We start from the raw sequence: 17,995 nt of genomic DNA, 5'->3' as shown, positions 1-17,995 counted from the left end.
ATCTGCCGCGGGGTTATTTATATTACCACCTATACAACCTCCTAACATGCTGTATAATTATCCCTTGGGAGTGCTGCACTTACATCTCTTTTTATGGGAATCGTAGAGAGATTGGGAGGGTTGCGGCGGCTTAACCTATTGGAGGGGCGATTGGGATGAGGGGAATGAGAGTTAGATTAGCGGCAGCATGGCTGATGCTGTTTAGCATGCTGGTTGGGGGAGTGGCAAGTGCGGCTACGGTTGTGCAGCAGACGACCTCCTATGCGTTTGTAGATGTCAAAACCACGTATTGGGCGAATGAAGCGATTGTGAGTATGGCCAAGCAGGGGATTATTACGGGGAACCCGGACGGCTCGTTTAAACCGGAATCGGCGATTACCCGCGAGCAGCTGGCGAAGCTGATTACGCTGACCTTTGGGCTCGACCTGGTCTCGGACGGGACGCAGACCTTCGCGGATGTGAATTCGTCCTCTTGGGCTTATAAATATGTAGAATCGGCGAAGGAGTACCTGACGGGGTATTTCCCTGTGAAGGGAAAACCTTTTTTTGACCCGCAGGCGAATGCTACGCGTGAAGATGTGGCGGTAGCGTTGGTGCGTGCTATGGGACTTGAAACCGATAATGTAGATGCCGAGAATATCCTGGCCTATAAATTTGATGACTATGATGAAGTATCCCCGCAGCTGGCGAAGGAAGTGGCCGTGGCGGTGGACCAGAAGCTGATTCAAGGGTTCCCGGATGGAACGTTTCAGCCGAACAGCCCGATTAATCGGGCGTCTGTAGCGACCTTGCTGTACCGGGTGCTGAAGTCTTCTTATGCTACGGCTACGCAGGATGTGAAGCTGGAGGTCCAGGTTCCCGGGCAGGTCGCTGACAGAACACTGAAGGTGTCCGGCAAAGTAAATGCCGATGCCAAGGTGTACATCAATGACGAGGAAGTCGAGAATGTGGATGGCGCTTTTGCCGAAGCTTATGATCTGGATGGCGGGGAGAAGGTCTATGAATATGTGTTCAAGGCCGTATTGCCGAATGGGCGCTCCAGCACGGTTACCAAGAAGGTAACGTATGCGACTACAGGTCCCCAGCTGACGGTGCAGGCTCCGGAAACAGCGAACCAGCTGAAAGCCAAGATTACTGGTAAAGTGACGGACAGCAGTGATCCATACCCAACGGTGAAGATCAACGATGAATCGGCCACTCTGTCCTATAACGGGGAGTTCAGCCTGGAAGTGACGCTGGAAGAAGGCATCAACCGGATCGTGGTAACGGCTACCAACAAGAATGACAAAAAAGCGGTAGTCGAGAAGCAAATCGTAGTCACTCTGGGCGGACCCGTCCTTAACCTGGACAATATGCCGGAGACGAGCAGCAGCAAGACGGTCACGCTGAGCGGCAAAGCCACTGACAAGAATGATAGCTACCCGAAAGTTTATATGAATGACAAATTGGTCGGCAGCTACGGCTCTTTCCGTGAGGAGGTTACGCTGAAGGAAGGCGAGAATGTTTTTGTGTTCAAAGCTACCAACAGCCTCGGCAAAAGCTCTGCGCTGATCACCAAGAAAATTATCTTCACGGTGGGCGGACCTGAGCTTAAGCTCGACCTCGTGCCTGAGACCAGCAGTAGTAAGACAGTTACGCTGAGCGGGAGTGCCACTGACAAGAACGACGGCTACCCTAAGATTTATCTGAATGACAAGCTGGTGGGCAGCTATGGCTCTTTCCATGAGGAGGTTACGCTGAAGGAAGGCGAGAACACTTTCGTATTCAAGGCGGTGAATAATCTCGGCAAAAGCTCGGAAGTGATCACGAAGAAGATTACCTTCACGGTGGGCGGACCTGAGCTGAAGCTCGATCTGGTACCGGAGACCAGCAGTAGTAAGACGGTTACGCTCAGCGGTAGCGCTACTGACACCAATGACAGCTATCCGAAGATTTATCTGAATGACAAGCTGGTGGGCAGCTACGGCTCCTTCCGGGAAGAGGTTACGCTGAAGGAAGGCGAGAACCCGTTCGTGTTCAAGGCGGTGAATAGTCTCGGCAAAAGCTCGGAGGTCATCACCAAGACGATTATTTTTACCGTTAGCGGACCAGAGCTGAGCCTGGATTACCTTCCAGAGACCACCAGCAGCGCGGAGATCACCATCAGCGGCAGTGCCAAGGACGCCAATGACAGCTATCCCAAAATCTATCTGAACGATAAGCTGGTGGGCAGCTATGGCAGCTTCCGCGAGACCGTTACGTTACAAGCAGGCAGCAATACCTTTGTGTTCAAGGTGATGAACAGCCTGGGCAAAGTAACTACCCTGGAGAAGACGGTAGTGTATACACCAGAGCCGGTGAAGGAGTAGTTCTTGTTCCATAAATAAAAGTCATCGTTAGACGGCGGGGCAGAGTAAATTCTGCTCTGCTTTTTTTGTATATACATGGTCGCCCACGCAATGGATGCTCCCTTTCTTAATCATTTAACCACTAGTTGTCAGAATTCCCCCACTTCTAAAGTGGTGGGATGAATGTCAACGATCTTTCTAATCCAAAGGAAATCAACTTCCATGAATACGAACATTTGTGCTATAATGGATTCGTAAATTCCTGGAAAGGAGTTGCGTAGCATGTTAGTACTCCAAGCGTATAAGTACCGCATCTATCCAAACCCTGAACAACAACAATATCTAGCCAAGGTGTTCGGATGTGTCCGTTTTATCTACAACAAAATGCTTGCGGATAAGATCGAACACTATCAACAAACGGAGAAAATGCTCCGTAATACACCTGCCAGGTACAAGAAAGCATTCCCGTGGCTGAAAGAAGTGGACAGCCTTGCATTAGCGAACGTCCAGCTCAACCTGGAGAAAGCCTATACGCATTTTTTTCGGGATAAGAAGGTTGGTTTTCCTACATTCAAAAGCAAGAAGACGAACAACAACAGCTTCACAACGAACAATCAGAACGGTACGATAGCCATTGAAGATGGAACGATCAAAATTCCGAAACTAAAGACAAGAATCCGAATCAAGGTGCATCGTCCATTCACGGGGCGAATCAAATCCTGCACCATCTCCAAGACTCCATCGGGTACCTATTTTGCTTCCATTTTGGTTGAAACAGAACGAACGCCTTTGCCGAAAGCCGACAAGAAGATTGGCGTGGATCTAGGACTGAAAAACTTTGCGATGACTTCAGATGGTGAAGTGATCGCTAATCCTAAGCATCTTCGTACATCTGAACAACGATTAGCCAAGCTGCAAAAGAACTTGTCGAGAAAGAAGAAAGGAAGCCATAACAGAAATAAGGCAAGGCTGAAGGTTGCCAAGCTTCATGAAAAAATAACGAATCAGCGTAAAGACTTCTTGCACAAAACGTCAACCCAAATGATACGCGATAACCAAGTGATCGTAATGGAAGACTTGCGTGTAAAGAACATGATGCAGAATCACAAATTAGCTAAAGCCATTTCAGAAGTATCGTGGAGCCTGTTTCGAGCGATGCTCGAATATAAGGCAAAGTGGTACGGGAGAACCTTGATGATAGCACCCAAACACTTTGCAAGTAGCCAACTATGTTCCTGCTGCGGCTACAAAAACGCAGAAGTGAAGAACCTTGCTGTACGGGAATGGACTTGTCCTGAATGTGGTGCCCAACACGATAGAGATGTAAACGCAGCTAAAAACTTACTAAAATTAGCCATATAAGATGGCAACGATTGGGCTAGGAACTAGCCTATAAGCTTGGGTAAACTTGGAGCAGTAGCTCTATTGACCAAGAAGCACCCACCTCTTAGGTGGCGTGTAGTTCACTTCCTCAGTGTATTGATTTCCTGCTCCGTTAATCCAGTGGCCTTAGAAATGGTCGCAATATCAAGATTTAATCTCAATATCAATCAGCCCATCTTCAGAGGTCCTGGCGTAAACATCAAAGATAGATTGTTTGTCGAGCGGATCGTCTTTATCAGTGTAAGGAATTTATAAGCGTAGTACAAGCGATTTAAATGCGGAGGATGCACCCCAAGCGAAAGCTCGGGTGCATCCTCTTTTTTTTGTATGGACGGCCACGGTGCGTTCATCGAAGTCTTGATGACGCGAGAGGAGCGGATGCCTCCTCGATAGGTAATAAATGTCCACCTATCCCAACTATCCGCTACCGTTTTACAGAAATGAATCTGCTATATTTTAAAAGGGAAAGCGTTCTCAGAAATACGAAGAAAGAAGGAAGAACCATGAGCGATGAAAGCCATACGAATTTGAATCCCAGAAATATATCGTTGGAGGAGGTACTGGACGACAAGAAATTTTTGGGCCACCCAAGAGGTGTAGGCGCTTTGGCAGCAGGGAACTTTTTTAATTCATTTGCTTGGGGAGCTTTGTACGCGATTTTAATTTTTTATCTCTACAGTCCATACATGAAAGGGTTAGGCTTCACACAGGGTCAGGCTGCATCCATGATTACAGCAATGGGCGCCTGCAACTCCATATTTGGCATATTGGGAAGCTGGCTGGCTGACCGGGTATTGGGCATGCGCAAAGCTCTGATTATTGGCAACATTGTGAAAGGGACAGCATTTGGCGTTTTGGCCATTCCGGCATTCTCCCTGACACAAGGAAGGATTTTTGCATTCATCGCATTGTTTTTGATGGCGCTTCCCATTATGGGGGCAAGCAACGCTTCCTTGACCGGCCAGCTCTACCGCAAATCCGAAAGCGGCAGACGGGACGCCGCCTTTACCATTCACACGATTGCCAACAATATTGCCGGTCTTGTTGCTCCGCTCTTGGTCGGCCAAATCGGAATGAAAAATTTCCATCTGGGCTTCTTGATCGCGGCTGTGGCTGCCTTCCTGTATGGTGCGGTGATTTTCTTTACACAATACAAATATTTTGGACCCTTGGGCGAAAAACCGATCAAGCCTCTTGAAAAAGGGAAATTCAAAACATTATTTACCCGGTTCCTGATCGTTATGATTATCTTTATAGGCACCATTGTGGTGTTGGTCATCAACGATGTGATGTCCTTCCAAGGAGTATTAAACATTATCACTTCAGCCACCTTTATTATTCCGATTGCTTTCCTGACCAATCTCATGAGGAAAGATGATTTAACCGACCGGGACAGAAGACGGCTAAAGCCCTTCCTCAAATTATTCTCAGCCCAGATTGTGATGGCGCTTTGCGGAACCATGCTGACTTCCACTGTGGCGATTTTTATCGATCAGAAAATCAATCGCCATATTTTTGGAATTGAAATTGCTCCAGGATCGGTGGGCACCATTTATACCATTTTTGGCCTGGCCTTGTCCCCCGTCTTTGTCTGGCTGTGGACCAAAACACGGGCCACCCATATTCGCACCACTTATAAATACGGTCTGGGTATATTGTTCTCTGCTTGCGGCTTCGGCTTGCTGACCATACCGATTATTCTGTTTAAGGACCAGGCCCCTTACAACCTGCTTTGGATGGTATTCTATTATCTGTTCCTTACGTTCTCCGACAATCTGGTTTGGCCCATCGGTTCATCGCTTGTAGCCAAATTGTCGCCCGATGCTTACGATACCCAGATGCAAACCGCTTGGGGCCAGGCAGGCACGATTGGAAACGGAATTGCCTTGATTCTGTTCACCTTCTATCAAACGGCCGACGAGCAGGTCAACTTGTTCCCCATTATGACAGGACTTCTGTTTATTACGGCTCTGCTCATCTTCCTCTTTTCCAAAAATATCGAAAAAGATATGGACTAATAAGCGACAGTGTTGACAAATTCACTTGTCAGCACTTTTTTGAAAGGAGTTTTTCCCGTGCCCGTGATCTACCATGAAAGCACCAAGCAATTTCACTTGTACAATGATGAAATCAGTTACATCTTTTGCGTCATGCCGAATCAGCAGCTTGGCCATTTGTATTACGGCAAAAGGATTCAGGACCAGGAGGATTTCTCCCACCTGCTGGAATGGGGGTTTCGCGATATGTCTCCCTGCGTTTTTGAAGGGAACTCCAAGTTCTCCCTGGAACAGGTCAAACAGGAAGTGTCGGTTTATGGTGCAGGCGATTTAAGAAACTGCGGGCTGCATGTTGTCCAGCAGGATGGCAGCAGCACGACCCGTTTCGAGTATTTGAGTCATCAGATCCTCCCGGGCAAGCCTTCGCTTGAAGGCCTGCCTGCAACGTATGTCGAAGCGGACAACGAGGCCGATACCGTACGTGTTTGTTTAATCGACAAGACTCTCGCCTGTCAGGTGGAGCTGCAATATACTCTCTTCAACCAGTTGCCTGTATTAACCCGATCTATGAGAATAAGCCATTCAGGCACAGAGAGAATCCGCCTTGAAACTGCCATGAGCTTCAACCTCGAGCTTCCGGATAAGGAGTATGACCTACTGAGCTTGACTGGTGCCTGGGGGAGGGAGCGGCATATTCAGACTGTCCCTCTGCACCAGGGTATTCAAAGCATATACAGCCTGCGGGGGCACAGCAGCCACAATTATAACCCCTTCATCGGTTTGAAGCGCAAGAATACCACGGAGTTTCTCGGTGAGGCGATCGGATTCAGTTTAGTGTACAGCGGCAATTTTCTGGCTCAGGCGGAGGTGGATACGTTTGATGTAACACGTATAATGATGGGCATTCATCCGCATGGCTTCAGTTGGGCTTTGGAACCGGGAGATAGCTTTCAAACGCCGGAGGCAGTGTTGGTGTATTCGGATAAAGGCATGAACAGGATGAGTCAAGTGTTCCACGAGCTGTATCAACAACGGTTGGTCCGGGGCTTCTGGAGAGACAGGGAGCGTCCCATCCTAATCAACAACTGGGAAGCCACCTACATGAATTTTGATGAGGACAAAATACTCGGAATTGCCCGTACGGCCACTGAGCTGGGAATCGAATGGTTTGTTCTGGATGATGGCTGGTTCGGCGAACGCAATACAGACACGACCTCTCTCGGGGACTGGTTCCCCAACAAGGCCAAGCTGCCCAACGGCATCTCCGGCCTGGCCTCCAAGATTACCGCTTTGGGGCTGAAATTCGGCCTTTGGTTTGAACCGGAAATGATCAGCAAAGCGAGCAAGCTTTATGAGAAGCACCCGGACTGGGTTTTATCCGTCCCTTACCGTCCGATGAGTCCGGGTCGAAATCAATATGTCCTGGACTTGACGAAGGCGGAGGTCATTGATTACTTGGATGAGACCCTCAGCAATCTGTTAGCCGGCTCTGATATCTCCTATGTGAAATGGGATATGAACCGCTCGATGTCCGAGGTATTTTCCCAAGGAAGGGAATGTGATTTTCAAGGAAGGGTATACCATCAATACATCCTGGGGATATATGAATTGTACGAACGGCTGACCGGTAAATTTCCCGAGGTCTTGTTCGAGTCATGCGCCAGCGGAGGCGGACGATTTGATCCGGGGATGCTGTATTACTCGCCCCAAGGATGGATTTCCGATAATACGGACGCCGTCGAACGGTTAAAAATACAATACGGCACTTCGCTTGTATACCCGCTCAGCAGCATGGGCTCCCATGTTTCCGCTGTGCCCAATCACCAGACATCCCGCAGCGTTTCCCTGACTACCCGAGGCGATGTCGCCTATTTTGGTACCTTTGGCTATGAGCTGGATATCAGCCTGTTGTCCGATGAAGAAAAAGCAACGGTTCAGGAACAAATCACCTTTATGAAGAAGTACCGTGGGCTCATGGCGCGGGGGATTTTTTATCGGCTAGCCAGTCCCTTCCAGGGTAATGAAACAGCATGGATGGTTCGATCCAGGGACAGAAACCAGGCAATCGTCGGCTATTATCGCATCCTTACGAAGGTTAATGACGGCTATCGGCGATTGAAGCTTGCCGGCCTGGACCCTCACAAAAAATACCGGATCGCCCATTTTGGCGAACGCGGCTATTTCGGCGATGAATTGATGGAGATCGGCATTGTTTTAAACGACCATACATCTGGCGAGTACCATTCCAAGGTGCCAAGAGGCGATTTTCTTTCCCGCATTTTTATTTTGGAGGCAGACTAGCCCTTGGCCCACTTCTGCAATAAGGAGGTCCCGGAAACCATTTCACTGGTTTCCGGGACCTCCTGTGCATTTCCATATTCAACTATTCACTCCGCAGCAGGCAGCAGGTCTTGAACGGAAAACTCATTGGCCGTGCTGCTCCAGGGCTCCGGGAATGCCCGGTCAGGATAGATTGACTCAAAAAAGGCATAGCCCAGCGGATCATAGACCTTTAGCTCTTCCCGCGTATTAACTGGCCCTCTAACCCCGTCCCAGGTACCGTCCTTGCTTTCGGCCATGACATTAAACCAGATTGTGGTTAGTGTGGCAAAGTACTCCTCGTAATTGGAAATCGCGTAGGTATGGAGCCAGAGGCCGCTGGCCACGGCATGCTCATAGGCGTTGACCAGTTGTCTAGCTAAGGTCTGATCCTCCAGATGGTTGATCCCGATTAAATGAATGGCATGCCCAAATTCATGGGCCAGGATGGATTCATTGAGGTACCGGGTTTGAATCTCCCTATCCCTATACCGCATGATGTTTTTTTCCGACACAGAGGTCGTCGGAATTTGCGGCGTTCCACCGAAGCCTTCCACAGGACGGGTTAAAAAGTCCGCTCCGCCGCGATGCTCCGGTATATCATAGGCGTCCTCCTGCAGACCGTAAATAGCCAGAGAGGCATGAAGTTCCTCCAGCTTCCGCGCGACCTCCGGCCTTTTACTCAACATCACCTCAATCATTTCACAGGCTTGGTCATGCACCTGATAACCGACGCAGGAAGAGGATTTGATGAGAATGCCGGAAGAGGTTCTGGTAAATCTGGTATAGTAGGCTTGCCATTTTTTGATTATATAGGGCTGGTTGACCGGCACTGCGCTTCCCTGCCTGTTCGTAATTTGTCCCACCACGGTAAGCTTGACCCTGCCCAAATCACCCAGCTGTATGGGATTCAGCAGGTAAAGCGTTGTTCGTCGCTTGGACGCCTCATACACACACCTTGTATCCCAAGCCTCCTCATCCTCATTGCCGCAAATAGGCACATTCACCCCATCCAGCTCAACCAAAAAAGCATTTGGATGTTGTGCCCCCTCCGCCTCATCATTCCAAACCAATTCAATCCGGTGCGAATCAATAAATTGGGCAGTCGTTATGTGCAATTCACCGTTCACCACTACATGTGCACCCCCGCAAGAAAAATAATTGGTATCGCTTTCTTTTTTTATGATAACATGATTTCTTTTTCAATACGGTAGCCCAAACCATAGGTTAAGTGGATAACGCAACACAAGGATGGCTCTCTTCATTTTTTATTGTAATGCTTGTTAAAAAATGTTTTCCTGTATTGGGTCGGGGTAATGCTTTCATATTTTTTAAACAAACGCATGAAATATTTTGAATCCTCGTAACCCACCTCCGAGGCGATTTGGACAATGCTCAAATCCGTCTCTGTCAGCAACTCCTTGGCATGCTTCAATCGGAAGGTGATGATTTGCTCGGAAATTCCGATCCCGGTATTCTCTTTGTAAATTCTCGACAGATAGTTTTTGTTGTATTTGAAATGGTCGGCAATTTTATCAATCGTTACGTCGTCAAAAGCGTGAATCCGAATCCAGTCCTGGATCGGCTGCAGGCGGTTGACGTTGACATTTTTCTGGGTCAGTACACTCATGATTTCGGAGGTCACTTCATGTAAAAGGCAGCTTAAATAAGCATTCAGGTAAGTTTCCCGCTTCTTTTCCTGATATAAATCCAGCAATTGATTGAACATGACATGAAAACGCCTGGAATCGATTTTGTTGGTGTGCACGGGCAAGATAATCATTTCATCGGGGTTGTTGTCATTGAGCTCCCGAATGACCTCTGTCTCCGTGTGGATACTCAGATTTATCGATGAGAAATGAAGCCAGTGGAATTTCATACGGCCCTCACAATATTTGATTCCCTTGTGAGGAGTATGCGGCGGAATGACCAATATCTCACCCGATTCTATGGCGTAGGGAATATTGTTGCACTCGATGTAAAGCGTAGACTCGATTGGACTGATGATTTCATAGCTGTCAATGACCCGTTCGGAGTGAATCCAAGGCTGGTTCGTGATGAAAGTGCCTGCGGATAAAAAGGTTGCATGCTCCGCATATTTCTTATCAACAAAATACATGACAGTGACTCCCCTCAACATTAGACATAGCTGCGTGAAATCCATAAGCGGGCAAGTACGTCTCGGCAACATCCCGATAGTAGTAAATATAATCCACCTATTCTTTTTTTCAACTACCGACACTGATTTTTATTTCCTGTACCATTAATCCTGTGAAAGTGATTAAATGTCAAGGAGGAAAGTACATGTCGGTTAAATCCAGTGATCAGGAAACGGTCCAACAAGACATTGAGGCCTTGCACCTGGGAAATTTGAAAACCGTAGAGTTTGATATCGCCTTGCCGACTGAGGGCAAGCATGGCTCCATCATTACCTGGTCTTCAAAAGATGACCGTTGGATTGACGGCTCTGGGAAAGTGCATCAGCCTGAATATGGCAAAGGGGACCGGATCGTTCCTCTAACCGCAATCTTCCAGTACGGTGAGGCAAGGATGGATAAGGTTTTTGAGGTGAACATTCTTGAGGAAAAAAACAAAATCCAGGTTAAAAAAATCTTCCCCGTTCGCATAGAGCAACAAGTGAATACGAGATTTTGCTTGCCCTCCGTTGTGTCTATTCAAACTGTAACCGGCGATGTCATTGCCCATCAGGTCCATTGGCATGGGGGAGCAGAAAGACTATACGCCGAGATTGGGGAGAAAAAAACGGCTGGCCATCTGACGGACACGCTTTACGAGGTAGATGCAACCGTCATCGTCAAGGAAACGGTCGAGAAGAAGAACGTCAAACAGGCCTTGCTGCATGCCTTTCCGGCGAAGAAGGTAAACCTGCGTGGGCCATCGCGATTAAAAACTGCGCAGGATCGAAGACTGGCCTTCCTGTTGAAGGTTGACGATGATCAAATGCTGTACAATTTCAGGAAAGCAGCCGGGATCCATACCCTGGGAGCCCCTGAGATGATCGGCTGGGATTCGCCCGACAGCTTGCTGAAGGGACACACGACTGGACACTATCTGTCGGCTCTCGCTCTGTGCTATGCGTCAACGGGCAACGAGCAGATTTACGGCAAATTGACTTACCTGATTGAAGAATTAAACAAAGTCCAATTGGCCTTTGAAGCAGATCACAGATACCAGTACGGCTTTATCAGCGCGTATTCGGAGGAGCAATTTGATTTGCTTCAAACATATGTGCGCTATCCGGAAATCTGGGCGCCTTATTACACGCTGCACAAAATTTTTGCCGGCTTGCTGGACAGCTATCACATTGCGGGAATCCAACTGGCACTAACCATTGCCGACAAGCTCGGCGACTGGGTATACAACCGCTTGAGCGCATTGCCGCATGAACAATTAATCAAGATGTGGAGCATGTACATTGCGGGCGAGTTTGGGGGGATCAATGAGTCACTGGCTGAGCTCTATACGTATACGGACAAAGAAAATCATATGAAAGCGGCCAAGCTGTTTGACAATGATCGCCTGTTCTTCCCAATGGAGCAAGAAGTGGATGCCTTGGGAGCCTTGCATGCCAATCAGCATATTCCCCAGGTGGTTGGAGCACTCAAGATATTTGAGGCAACCCAAGAGAAGAAGTATTATGATATCGCCCAGTTCTTCTGGCAGTCGGTTGTGAATTCCCATATTTACTCCATCGGCGGAACCGGCGAGGGCGAGATGTTCAAGCAGCCCAACAAGATCGGCGCCCATCTGACGGAGCATACCGCCGAAACCTGTGCGTCCTATAACATGCTTAAGCTCACCAAACACCTATATGCGTATGAAAATGATGTGCATTATATGGATTATTACGAGAGAACCATGCTGAACCATATTCTTGCGACAACCGACCATGAATGCCTGGGAGCAAGCACCTACTTTATGCCCACCAGCCCCGGCGGGCAAAAGGGCTATGACGAGGAGAACTCCTGCTGTCACGGGACAGGCCTGGAGGCCCATTTCAAATATACGGAAGCGGTCTACTTCGAGGACACGGACGCTTTATATGTCAACCTGTTTGTATCATCCGAGCTGTTGGATGCAGACAATGGACTGCATGTGGTGCAAGCGGTTCCTGAAATCTTTACTGGAGAGATCGGGCTGTCCATTCTGGCCTTGAAGAAAACCCGGTTAAAGATCCGCAAGCCTTACTGGCATCAAGGAGCTGTCAAGGTTGAACTCAACGGTGAGCAGGTTACTTTTACCGAAGAGAACGGTTATGTCACCGTAACCCGTGACTGGCGCAAGCAAGATAAGGTAACCGTTCATTTTGCACCGGAGCTGCGGTTGGAATTTGCTCCCGATAAGGACGATACCGCCTCTCTCGCCTTTGGTCCCTATATCCTGGCGGCTGTATCCGACCGCAAAGACTTTTATGAGTTGCCCCTCCGCACAGGAAATGTGCAGGAGAGCATAGAGCGAATCGCGGGGACCAACCGTTTTGTCTTCAAGGAGAAGCAGCTTGAATTTGCCCCTTTGGCGGAATTAAACCATGAGCCGTATCATTTGTATATCAAGACCATTTGACGAGAATGAAATCCGTGGAGGAGTGTGAGAAGGTAAATGAGACGAATTGAAAATCTGTTGAGCACAATGGAGGAGGAAAGCCTTCCGGCCTTGTACATCAGCAATCCCAAAAATGTTCGTTATCTGTGTGGCTTTACTGGTGAAGATTCTGCTTTGCTGGTTACCCAAAAGGAAGTTTTCTTCCTCACAGACGGCCGTTATGTGGAGCAAGCCGCCGGGGAATTGCCTGATCTGCTCCAGCGTGTATGCTGGCGCCAGTCCTTGATGGATGAAGCAGCGGAAATCATTAACAAGCTAGGTTTACCGCTGGTCGGCTTTGAAGGGGCGCATTTGAGCTACAGCGACGGAGAACAGTTCAAATCCTTGGTCAAGGCTGACACACGGGCTGTAATGGGCTGGGTGGAGAAATTCCGTGAGGTCAAGGATGAGGAGGAGCTACGGAGTACCCTGGAAGCTGTACGTATAGCAGACAAAACCTTCATGCATATTCTCAATTACATTCGTCCGGGAGTTTCCGAGATCGATGTGGCGACAGAAATGGAATACTTCATGAAGCGGAACGGCTCGGAGAAGACGGCGTTCCCTACCATCGTGGCATCCGGTATCCGCTCCTCCTATCCCCACGGTGAAGCCAGCCCTAAACAAATCGAGCGGGGCGACATGGTGATACTGGACTTTGGAGCAACCTGCGAGGGTTACGTTTCCGACATCACCCGAACCGTTGCCGTAGGCCAGCCGGATTCACGCCTTGACGATAGCTATTATCTGGTGCTGGAGGCACAAAAAGCAGGACTCGGCGCAATCCGCTCCGGAATGAAAAGCAAGGAGCTGGATTCGATCATCCGGGCTCCCTTTATCAGGGAAAGGATGAATACCCATTTCACTCATGGCGCCGGTCACAGCATCGGATTGGACATTCATGAAGCCCCTTATATCAGCTACCGGTCGGAGCATGAGTTTGCAGAGTATGCCATTATGACGATCGAGCCGGGATTATATTTGCAGGGGGTTGGCGGGGTCCGTATCGAAGACGATGTTCTGGTCCAAAGAGAGGATAGCCGGACATTAAGCAAATCACCGAAGAGCGATTTGATTGTTCTACCGTTTTATAATTAAAGTATCCGAATAAAGGCGAACCGTTTCATAAGGGTTAAATAAGAAAAGACGATATTCATTCTCTATTTCCGAATGAATATCGTCTTTTTTGATGTCTTTTTACGTTAAGCTCCTCCTACTTGGATAAGAGGTTTAATAATAGGGTCGGCTTGCTGAGATGGGGATGGGACTACCAGAAATGCTAAAAAACTAGCAATCAGTACGAGCGAGACTAATTTCTTTTTCATTCATTACCCACACCTTTTTAATAGATTTTTGATAGTTTACTCTTATTTCAGAGGTTGCGTATTCCTCAAAATGTTCAAACAATCCAACGCAATTGATGATAGCCGACTCATTGTTGATTAGTGATGCTTTAATTAAACATTCTCCTAATATATTGAAGCCGCGTGTATACTTATTCTTGTTTAAATAATACTTTGCAAGTTGATAACATAATTGCACCGAGGCATCAGGGATCACTTGTTGGGTGTATATATCCTCTGATTGTTCTTGCACATAAGTAAATATATAGGATTCAAACCGTTGAAGAATATGATCTATATCTACCTTATAGCAATTAGCGACTTCCACAATATTAAGTAATTCTGCGTTAATTTCTGTTGTTCCTTCAATATCTTGAACGTAATCAGGGAGAACGCTGAGATCCCCGGCCCTAAGTTTATTTATGTAAGTGTTTGTTATGGCCCATTTCTGAAACAAGTTTACCCAATGTTGTGTTTCAGGATCTGTCTCCGTGACCCAACTTAGATCAGCATAAGCATAGGTGTACTCCAATGCTTTCTGGTAATCTTTTTGTACATCATAGACATTCGCAAGCAACAGATTGGAATAGGCAATATAGACAAATAAAGGTCTGCTTGGTTTTTTTGGCAAATCTTGAATCGTTTGCTTGCTATTACGCATCAAGTGATATTGAATTTCAGCCTTGTTTCCCATATCTTGTGCATATTCTTGTACTTTATCCCATTGCTTTAATGATCTATAGATATTTGCTATATCCTTCAATGCATCCAACTGATCAACCTCATCCAGCCGAGTAATGAAAGGTTCAAACTGACAGGCTGCTTTGAAATTCTGGCTTTGATCCTGGCTGATGCTTAAGGTGAAGATTCGGTAATGACATAAAGCTAGGCGTTCAGAATACTGACGCCGCTCAGTAGAAGCTACACTTTCATATAACAGAAGTGAGGCTTGACGATGAATACCTTTGGAGTACCAGTCTTCAGCAACTTCCCACAACAGTACAGCATAAGTCAGGTGATCCAGCAAAATATTAACAATCTGACGGATACAGTCCAACTTGTCCAATTCTGCACAGCGATAGATGAGAGGTCTGATTCTTCGCCAGTTTGGTACGGCTTCAATCATACATTCTTGAATATACTGGTTGTAAAAGTAGCCAGCAGGTAAAGAAAGAACCGTGGTCATCCTGTCTAACTGATCGACACCAAATACTTTGTTTCCACTAAAAATGGCACTGACTGTTCCAGGATTCAAGCCAGCTCTTTTTCCTAATTGGCTATAGTTTAGCCCTTCTTGGTGTATGAAGTTCTCCAGCTCTGCTCGAATCGTGGTTGCAGCATACAAGACGAATCACCCCTTAAAGAACAAGATACAATCTATCTATTAGGAAAAATCATCAAATATCCTAATATATTACAATATAGTCTTTAAACCTACACTGGTCAATTCGTTTTTAAGTGTTTTTATTGGAATTTTGTAATATATTAACTTTTTGTGAAAAAAGCAATCACACTTGAGATGAAGTGTGGTTGCTTCGCAGTAATCGGGCAGGGATACGCGCTAGTGCCATGGCTGTTGCGGACCGAGGAGCCTCTATTTGACCAAATCAGGCCTGTTTTTGCTTGTTGCGGACTGAGGAGCCTCTATTTGCTCCAATTGCCCTCGCAAATGCTCGATTTGGTAACAGTAGAGGCTATACAGTCCGCAAGCACCGCTGCAGAAGCCAAAATAACCAAATAGAGGCTATACGGTCCGTTAGCGAAAGCGATCTGCTGCCAACGCAGGCATTATACTATGATAATCAAACTACGCAGTCTTCTCCAGCTGTGCAACAGTACCTAATATCCCCCACATCTCAAAAACAACCCCCGCCAAACCCAGCGGGGGTCACTTCCTTAATACCTACCCCTCCGTATCCACCACCCACACCTCGGGGAGGTTGCGGTATTGGTCGGCGTAGTCGAGGCCGTAGCCGACGACGAAGGCATCGGGGATTTCGATGCCGGGGTATTCGACCTGGACGTCGATCTGGCGGCGGGAGGGCTTATTCAGGATCGTACAGATGCGGACGCTGAGGGTGTCCCGGCTGCGGAAATGCTCCTTCAGATGGTTCAGAGTCAGGCCGGTATCGATCAGATCCTCCACGATCAGCACATGTTTGCCACGGATGTCGGCATCGATATCCTTGCGGATCACAATCGCGCCGGAGGAAGTGGCGCTGGTGCCATAGCTGGAGACGGACATGTAATCAATGGAGAGAGGGATCGTGATCGCACGCATCAGATCGGACATGAAGATCGCCCCGCCCTTAAGGATGCCGATCAGGACCAGCTCCTGGCCCTCATAATCGGCGGAGATCCACCGGCCCAACTCCTGTACCTTGTTGTGGAGCTGGGCCTGAGTGACCAGGATTTCTTTGAGTTTATAAGGAACGATAAGTTTCACCCCATCCTTTGTCATGTTAGCCCTCCTCCCCGATCAGGATGAACGGTCCTTCTCCTTCAGCATCACATCATGCGCTCCGCCTTCTACGATGCTAGTAGAGGAGACCAGCGTAATCTTGGCATGCTCCTGCAGCTCGGGAATCGATAACGCACCGCAGTTGCACATGGTCGACTTGACCTTGCTGATCGTAAGATCAAGATTGTCCTTAAGTCTGCCGGCATAAGGGATGAAGGAATCGACGCCTTCCTCGAATTCGAGCTTGCTCTGTTTGTCTTCGTTGCCGAAGTCATACCGCTGCCAGTTGCGGGCCCGGCTGGAGCCTTCGCCCCAATATTCCTTGACGAAGTTGCCGCCAACCAGCAGCTTGCGTCCCGGACTCTCGTCGAAGCGGGCGAAATAACGGCCCAGCATCACGAAGTCAGCACCCATTGCGAGCGCCAGCACGATATGGTAATCATGCACAATTCCGCCGTCCGAGCAGATCGGCACATAGACTCCGGTCTGCTCATAATATTGCTGGCGGGCGGCAGCTACTTCGATGACAGAGGAGGCTTGGCCGCGGCCGATCCCTTTTTGCTCACGGGTAATACAGATCGAACCGCCGCCAATGCCCACTTTAATGAAATCCGCACCTGCTTTGACCAGATACAGGAATCCTTCCTTGTCTACGACATTGCCTGCACCGACCTTGACGCTCTCGCCGAAGGTTTCTTTAATGTAGATAATCGTCTCAGCCTGCCATTCGGAGTAACCGTCAGAGGAATCGATGCAGAGCACATCCGCCCCTGCTTCCACCAGCGCCGGAACGCGTTCCTTGTAATCACGCGAGTTGATGCCTGCGCCGACAATCAGCTGTTTGTTGTTGTCATGCAGCTCCAGCGGGTATTCCTGGTGGCTGTCATAATCCTTGCGGAAGACGAGGTACATCAGATTGCCGCTGCTGCCTACAACAGGCAGACAGTTCAGCTTATGGTCCCAGATCATGTCGTTGGCTTCGGACAGTGTAATCCCTTCATTGGCATAGATCAGTGAAGCCAGAGGCGTCATGAATTCGGTAATTGGAGTGTTCGGGGGAATCCGGTTCTCGCGGTAATCGCGGCTTGTCACGATGCCCATCAGCTTGCCCGTAGGTTGCCCATTATCCGTGATGGCAATCGTGGAATGGCCACTGCGTGCTTTCAGGTTAAGTACATCCTGCAGCGTATCCTCCGGGCGGAGGTTGGAGTCGCTGACGACAAAGCCTGCTTTGAACTTCTTGACCCGGCGCACCATCTCCACCTGCTGCTCGATCGACTGCGAGCCATAGATGAAGGAGATGCCGCCGCTTTTGGCGAGGGCGATGGCCATGTTGTGATCGGATACCGCCTGCATAACCGCCGAGGTTACAGGCAGATTCATCGTAAGCGCAGGCTGCTCGCCTTTGCGGAATTTGGTTACGGGTGTCTTCAGCGACACATTGCCGGGAACGCAGCTCTTGGTGGTCAGGCTGGGAACCAGCAGGAATTCACTGAATGTTCTGGACGGTTGCTCATAATAAAAGGCCATTTACGCCACTCCTTCGATTGGTTATAACTAATC

General features: G+C 48.3%; 11 protein-coding genes and 1 pseudogene. 6 read left to right on the top strand and 6 right to left on the bottom strand.

The features are described 5' to 3' along the window. Window positions 1-164 precede the first annotated feature (164 nt). Window positions 165-2,348: an S-layer homology domain-containing protein gene (locus B9T62_RS25150; RefSeq protein ID WP_169834433.1), complete on the top strand. Its 2,184-nt coding sequence runs from the start codon at window positions 165-167 to the stop codon at window positions 2,346-2,348. A gap of 261 nt (window positions 2,349-2,609) precedes the next feature. Further along, window positions 2,610-3,689: an IS200/IS605 family element RNA-guided endonuclease TnpB gene (gene tnpB / locus B9T62_RS25145; RefSeq protein WP_087917784.1), complete on the top strand. Its 1,080-nt coding sequence runs from the start codon at window positions 2,610-2,612 to the stop codon at window positions 3,687-3,689. Window positions 3,690-3,860: 171 nt separating this feature from the next. Here tnpB and B9T62_RS41880 read toward each other — a convergent pair. Continuing rightward, a pseudogene (locus B9T62_RS41880) lies at window positions 3,861-3,956 on the bottom strand (Rpn family recombination-promoting nuclease/putative transposase); the annotation flags it as partial. A 257-nt stretch (window positions 3,957-4,213) separates the two neighbouring features. Here B9T62_RS41880 and B9T62_RS25135 point away from each other — a divergent pair. After that, complete coding sequence (locus tag B9T62_RS25135; protein ID WP_087917782.1) at window positions 4,214-5,728, top strand: peptide MFS transporter; 1,515 nt, start codon at window positions 4,214-4,216, stop codon at window positions 5,726-5,728. A 57-nt stretch (window positions 5,729-5,785) separates the two neighbouring features. Beyond that, entirely contained in the window at window positions 5,786-8,008 is a 2,223-nt protein-coding gene (locus B9T62_RS25130; protein ID WP_087917781.1) for an alpha-galactosidase, read from the top strand. 86 nt (window positions 8,009-8,094) lie between these two features. Here B9T62_RS25130 and B9T62_RS25125 read toward each other — a convergent pair whose 3' ends face one another. Further along, a complete protein-coding gene (locus B9T62_RS25125) occupies window positions 8,095-9,156 on the bottom strand; it encodes a hypothetical protein (RefSeq protein WP_245864051.1) in 1,062 nt (353 codons plus the stop codon). A 131-nt stretch (window positions 9,157-9,287) separates the two neighbouring features. Continuing rightward, window positions 9,288-10,145: a helix-turn-helix domain-containing protein gene (locus tag B9T62_RS25120; RefSeq protein ID WP_087917779.1), complete on the bottom strand. Its 858-nt coding sequence runs from the start codon at window positions 10,143-10,145 to the stop codon at window positions 9,288-9,290. Between the two features lie 185 nt (window positions 10,146-10,330). Between B9T62_RS25120 and B9T62_RS25115 the strand changes: the two genes are divergently transcribed. Both B9T62_RS25115 and B9T62_RS25110 read left to right on the top strand, forming a co-directional pair. Then, window positions 10,331-12,610, top strand: coding sequence for a beta-L-arabinofuranosidase domain-containing protein (locus B9T62_RS25115; protein WP_087917778.1), 2,280 nt, complete (start codon window positions 10,331-10,333; stop codon window positions 12,608-12,610). Between the two features lie 36 nt (window positions 12,611-12,646). Next, window positions 12,647-13,726: a M24 family metallopeptidase gene (locus tag B9T62_RS25110; protein WP_087917777.1), complete on the top strand. Its 1,080-nt coding sequence runs from the start codon at window positions 12,647-12,649 to the stop codon at window positions 13,724-13,726. 189 nt (window positions 13,727-13,915) lie between these two features. Here B9T62_RS25110 and B9T62_RS25105 read toward each other — a convergent pair whose 3' ends face one another. The 3 genes from B9T62_RS25105 to B9T62_RS25095 all read right to left on the bottom strand — a co-directional run bounded on the left by B9T62_RS25105 (window position 13,916) and on the right by B9T62_RS25095 (window position 17,962). After that, complete coding sequence (locus B9T62_RS25105; RefSeq protein ID WP_087917776.1) at window positions 13,916-15,316, bottom strand: helix-turn-helix domain-containing protein; 1,401 nt, start codon at window positions 15,314-15,316, stop codon at window positions 13,916-13,918. A gap of 558 nt (window positions 15,317-15,874) precedes the next feature. Continuing rightward, entirely contained in the window at window positions 15,875-16,432 is a 558-nt protein-coding gene (hpt, locus tag B9T62_RS25100) for a hypoxanthine phosphoribosyltransferase (RefSeq protein WP_087917775.1), read from the bottom strand. Between the two features lie 18 nt (window positions 16,433-16,450). Further along, window positions 16,451-17,962 (bottom strand): IMP dehydrogenase, encoded by a 1,512-nt coding sequence (locus B9T62_RS25095; protein ID WP_087917774.1) that lies wholly within the window; start codon window positions 17,960-17,962, stop codon window positions 16,451-16,453. Window positions 17,963-17,995: the final 33 nt, after the last annotated feature.

The sequence above is a fragment of the Paenibacillus donghaensis genome (genome assembly GCF_002192415.1).
Lineage (GTDB): Bacteria > Bacillota > Bacilli > Paenibacillales > Paenibacillaceae > Paenibacillus_AQ > Paenibacillus_AQ donghaensis.
Note: the sequence above shows the minus strand (reverse complement) of the source record. Positions and strands in the feature narration are given on the sequence as shown.